This window comes from Phyllobacterium sp. P5_D12 (genome assembly GCF_054049495.1).
Genome location: NZ_JBFUMG010000282.1, coordinates 1 through 5,662, shown reverse-complemented (window position 1 = coordinate 5,662; position 5,662 = coordinate 1). Strand labels below are relative to the sequence as shown.

Annotated in this window: 3 protein-coding genes; 1 reads left to right on the top strand and 2 read right to left on the bottom strand. The window is 59.1% G+C overall.

From position 1 onward, the window contains the following. Together ACXJ5O_RS17125 and ACXJ5O_RS17120 are read right to left on the bottom strand one after the other, a co-directional pair. Positions 1-493, bottom strand: a 493-nt coding sequence (locus tag ACXJ5O_RS17125) for a glyoxalase superfamily protein (protein WP_457300934.1), incomplete at its 3' end; no start/stop codon positions are given. Between the two features lie 189 nt (positions 494-682). Next, positions 683-3,019, bottom strand: a complete 2,337-nt coding sequence (locus ACXJ5O_RS17120; RefSeq protein WP_457300933.1) for a glucose/quinate/shikimate family membrane-bound PQQ-dependent dehydrogenase — start codon at positions 3,017-3,019, stop codon at positions 683-685. A gap of 267 nt (positions 3,020-3,286) precedes the next feature. Between ACXJ5O_RS17120 and ACXJ5O_RS17115 the strand changes: the two genes are divergently transcribed. Further along, on the top strand, positions 3,287-5,662 hold a 2,376-nt coding region (locus ACXJ5O_RS17115), incomplete at its 3' end, for an ATP-dependent helicase (protein WP_457300932.1).

Sequence of the window (5,662 nt, the reverse complement as noted above, 5' to 3'; positions counted from 1 at the left end):
CCATCACCTCTCGCCCCCAATCCTGTTGTTCGATGCCGGGCTTCATGAAGCGGTAGTCTTTCGAGTGAGGTTCTTTATGAAGCGCATCGATACCCTTCATGCGGACGAAGACACGTGCGCCGGGGCTGGCATCGCCGGAATGCTCGCTGAGATGCGAGGTGAGTCCAGAGCGCGAGACCTGACAATACAGAGGAAAGTTATCGCCAAAGCGATGCTCCCAATCGAGCGTGAACCCTAGGAAATCCAGATAGAATTCCTTGGCCTTCCCCACATCGAATATCCGCAGGATCGGAATAGCCGGGCCAAACGAAATGGCAGCACTGGTCGTCGGCGACTCATTCTCGATCTTCGCCGAAAGTACGTTCCAACTGTCGAAACCGAATCCCGCCGCGATGAGTTCCAGCCCCTCGCTGTGGGAGATCTCGATATTCTTTTGCTTGAGTGCCTGGCGCAACGACTTGGCGATCGCCTTGGCGTCATTGAATGTACGCATCGTTTTCCTTCGCATACGGTGAACGAGGAAAGTCAGTGCCCGCATTGCCGACCCGTTCACCTATCAAAGGATGAAACGACGTTTTGTACGATACATTCACCTTGAGCCGTGAGGCCCGCGAGCGGCCGGCTGCATCTGCCGCCTCAATTGTTAGAGGCGGTTTGAAGTGCAGTCAATCCGGCCCATACCCTACTTCGGCAGGGTATAGGCGATGACATAGTCGCCGGGTTTGGTCCCAACAGAACCGTGCCCGCCGGCGACCATGACGACATACTGTTTGCCGTTCAAAGCGAAGGACATGGGCGTCGACTGGCCGCCTGCTGGAAGGCGTGCCTCCCAAAGCTGCTTGCCGCTCGTGACATCGTAGGCGCGCAGGTAATCATCCACGGCAGCACCGAGGAAAGCGACGCCACCGGCGGTGATCATAGGACCGCCAATGCCCGGAACGCCGATCTTGAACGGCAAAGGCAGCGGCGACGAATCCCGCACTGTACCATTCCGGTGCTTCCAGGTGATCTTGCCGGTGCGCAGGTCGGCCCCGGCCACATAGCCCCATGGTGGAGCTTGGCAAGGCAGGCCGAGCGGCGAAACAAAGGGTCCCATGATGACCGCATAGGGGGCGCCTTCATTGCGATTGAGGCCCTGCTCGCTGCCCTTGGTGTTGTCGCCCGGTGGCGGAACATCGGCACGCGGAACCAGCTTTGAGGTAAACGCAAGATAGGTCGGCATGCCGAACATGATCTGGCGCCCGGGATCGACAGCAATGCCGCCCCAGTTGAACACGCCGAAATTGCCGGGATAGATCAGCGATCCTTGCAGCGATGGCGGCGTGTAACGGCCCTCGTAGCGTAATTTTAGGAACTCGATGCGGCATGCTAGCTGGTCGAACATAGACGCGCCCCACATATCCTTGCCCGTCAAACGCTGCGGCATGAAGCTGAGAGCAGATACGGGCTGTGTCGGAGCGGTATGATCCCCCTCTATCGCACCTGTCGGCGCCGGGACTTCCTCTATCGGCAGGATAGGTTCGCCAGTACGCCGGTCGAGAACGTAAATGTCGCCCTGCTTGGTCGGCCCGACAAGTGCTGGAATGGCACCCGTTGCGGTATTGATATCGAGGAGCGTCGGCTGCGCGGGAACATCCATGTCCCAGAGATCGTGATGAACCGTCTGGCGTACCCAGCGCAACTGGCCGGAATTCAGGTCAAGCGCAACGATCGACGACGAGAACTTCTCGACATTCTCCGACCGTCCCGCACCAAGCTGGTCGGGCGTCTGGTTGCCGAGCGGGACGAAGAGCAGCCCCAGTTTTTCATCGGCGCTTGAAACCGACCAGCTGTTGGGTGAATTGTGGGTATAGGTCTGGCCCTCCGGCAAGGGCGTCGTCACGTCGGGATTGCCTGAATCCCAGTTCCAGATGAGTGCGCCTGTATTGATATCGTACGCACGAATAACGCCGGACTGCTCACGTATCGAGTAATTATCATTGACCGCACCGCCAACAATGATCTTGCCAGCAGCGACGACGGGCGGTGAGGTCGAATAATAATAGCCCGCCGGATCGTATGGCATGCCCTTTTCAAGATGCAGGGTGCCTTTATCGGCGAAGGAGGGGCAGATCTGGCCGTTTGCCGCATCAAGGGCAATCAATCGCGCGTCTGAGGTCGGAAKATAGACCCGTTCCGCACAAGGCTGGCCGGGCTGCAAAGCCGGATCGGCGTAGTAGGAGACGCCGCGGCATGTCTGGTGCTGGCGATCGGGATTGAACCCGACATTCGGGTCGAACTTCCACTTTTCCTTGCCCGTCGCTGCATCGAGCGCAATGGCCCAATTGTGCGGCGTGCAGATATAGAGCGTGTCGCGCACTTTCAGCGGCGTCACTTGATAGGTGGTTTCACCGACATCATCGGGCAGTTTCACATCGCCGGTCTGGTAGGTCCAGGCAACCTGCAAACTATTGACGTTGTCTGGCGTAATCTCTTTCAGCGGCGAATAGCGCTGACCATAGGGTGTGCGACCATATTGGTGCCAATCGTCGGCGGGAACGTTGCCGCCAAGATCTGGCTCGGTTGCGATGACCTCCTTGCTGAGCTCGCCCGTGATTTGCTTCGGATCCCCCATCATGGAGTAGCCGGCAACCACAAGTGCAGCAAGGACGCTAAGAAGCAGAGGAATGGCCGGCCCCCACGAAGTGCGCTGAGCGCCAGTGCCGGCATTCAGTCCACGGCGAATCCACGGTGTCAGCAACCATAGCCCGAGCAATATGATGACACCGCCGCGCGGCGCGAGCTGCCACCAGTCAAAGCCGATCTCCCAGATGGCCCAGCCAAGCGTACCGATCACCAGGACCGCATAAACGAGCAACGCCGAGGCGCGTTTACGAAAGAGAAAATAGGAGGTTATCAGGAAAGCCAGCCCAGCGAGGATATAATACCAGCTGCCGCCAAGCACCGCGAGCCAGACACCACCGGCACCAAGTGCCGCACCGATCAAGAAGAAAACAAGGGCCGTCAGAGTGATTGCCATGGGGCGGGAGTCCTTTTCCAAGCTCAATCAGGATCGAATGATCTCTGACATGCGGCAGCGAACGTGCCGGCGGTTGTCAGGGTGTGCTCAAGTCAAAGAGTCGTCTCAATCAAAATGGGTATGCCGTAAATCCAAAGGACGCAATATCGCCTGGCGCATATTTCAACTTCAAGTTTAGGTGTAGAAGATTGTGCCTAAGCCCGCCCGTTCTCTTTTTGTATCGCATTTTTCTGGTTTTTCGGTACCGAATCACTACATTGGGTTCAAATGTCCGGATTGCCTGACGATATGCCGTTTTTCGACGAAGCTGATGTGCCGCCGCGCCAGCCTTCAGGCATAGCTGCGCGCGCCATGCAAGCGCGTGGGGCTCCACCCTACCTGAGCGGGCTCAATCCCGAACAGCGACTGGCGGTTGAAACGACGGAAGGTCCGGTGCTCGTCCTGGCGGGTGCCGGCACCGGCAAGACGCGCGTTTTGACCTCCCGCATCGCGCATATCCTTTCGCTGGGCAAAGCCTGGCCAAGCCAGATCCTGGCGGTGACCTTTACCAACAAGGCCGCCCGCGAAATGAAAGAACGTATCGGCGTTCTGGTTGGCGGTGCAGTAGAGGGCATGCCATGGCTCGGCACCTTCCACTCGATCGGCGTCAAGCTGCTGCGGCGTCATGCGGAGCTGGTCGGTCTCAAGTCCGATTTCACCATTCTTGACACGGATGATGTCGTCCGCCTGATCAAGCAGATCATCCAGGCCGAGGGCCTCGACGACAAGCGCTGGCCCGCCAAGCAGTTTGCGCTCATGATCGATGGCTGGAAGAACAAGGGCCTTGGCCCTTCCGAAATACCGGAAGGCGACGCGCGCGCCTTTGCCAATGGCAAGGGCCGCGAGCTTTATAGCGCCTACCAGAACCGCCTGAAGACGCTGAACGCCTGCGATTTCGGCGATCTGCTTTGCCATCCGATCCGGATGTTCCGCGCCTATCCGGATGTACTGAAGGAATATCACGCCAAGTTCCGCTATATCCTCGTCGACGAGTATCAGGACACCAATACCGCGCAATATATGTGGCTGCGGCTGATCGCGCAGGGGTCGAAGAATGTCTGCTGTGTCGGCGATGATGACCAGTCGATTTATGGCTGGCGCGGCGCGGAAGTGGACAATATCCTGCGCTTCGAGAAGGATTTTCCCGGCGCTGTTGTGATCCGGCTGGAGCGGAACTACCGCTCGACGGCGCATATTCTCGGTACCGCCTCGTTCCTGATCTCGCACAATGAAGGCCGTCTCGGTAAAACCCTCTTCACCGATGCGGCCAATCCTGAAGACGCGAAGGTCAATGTGCACGCCTCGTGGGACTCGGAAGAGGAAGCTCGCGCTGTCGGCGAAGAGATCGAGCAAGCCCAGCGCAAGGGCCACCTACTCAACAATATAGCGATCCTTGTGCGCGCCTCGTTCCAGATGYGCGAGTTTGAAGACCGTTTCGTCACGCTCGGCCTGAATTACCGGGTGGTCGGCGGCCCGCGGTTTTATGAACGTCTCGAAATCCGCGATGCGCTGGCCTATTTCCGCGTCGTGGCGCAAGGCGCTGACGATCTCGCGCTGGAACGCATCATCAACACGCCCAAGCGCGGCCTCGGCGAAGCGGCAATCCGGCAGGTGCATGATTATGCACGGGCCCGCGACATCAGCATGCTCGATGCGGCAGCCGACCTCGTCCAGACGGAAGAGCTGAAGCCCAAGCCGCGCTCCGCCTTGCGCGAAGTGGTGGAAAATTTCCAGCGCTGGCAGGCGCAGATTGACACGACCCCGCATACGGAGCTCGCCGAGAAAATCCTCGACGAATCCGGTTATACGGCCATGTGGCAGGCGGATCGCTCCGCCGAGGCGCCGGGGCGGCTGGAAAACCTGAAAGAACTGATCCGCTCGATGGAGGAATATGAGTCGCTGCGCTCTTTCCTCGAACACGTCGCGCTGGTCATGGATGCCGAGCAGAACGAAAACCTCGATGCCGTGAATATCATGACGCTTCACTCGGCCAAGGGCCTTGAGTTTGAGACAGTCATCCTTCCAGGTTGGGAGGAAGGCCTGTTTCCGCACCAGCGCGCGCTGGATGAAGGCGGCCGCTCTGGGCTCGAAGAAGAACGCCGCCTCGCCTATGTCGGACTGACGCGCGCCAAGAAGAACCTGCATATCTGGTTCGTTTCGAACCGGCGTATTCACGGCCTGTGGCAATCGACGATCCCTTCCCGGTTTCTCGAAGAGTTGCCGGAAGCGCATGTGGACGTGGTAGCGGGCGGCGATAGTTACGGAGGCTATGGCGGCCGGGRCGGCGGCTACGGCCAATCGCGCTTCGACCGCGCCGACCCGTTCGAAAATACCTATTCGACCCCCGGCTGGCAACGCGCCCAGCAAAACCGCTCCGATGCGACACGCAACAATTGGGGCTCGCGCTCCGGCGCAAAGGTGGAGCGCATCGGCTACGGCGAAACGGATTCCGTTCTCGGCGCTGGGCGCGGTTCGGTGAAGGGCCGCACGATCGATGGCGAACTCGTGGCAAAATCCGTCAGCGAAACGCCCTCGAATTTCGATGTGGGCGACCGCGTGTTCCACATCAAGTTCGGCAATGGCAATGTCTCATCGATCGAAGGC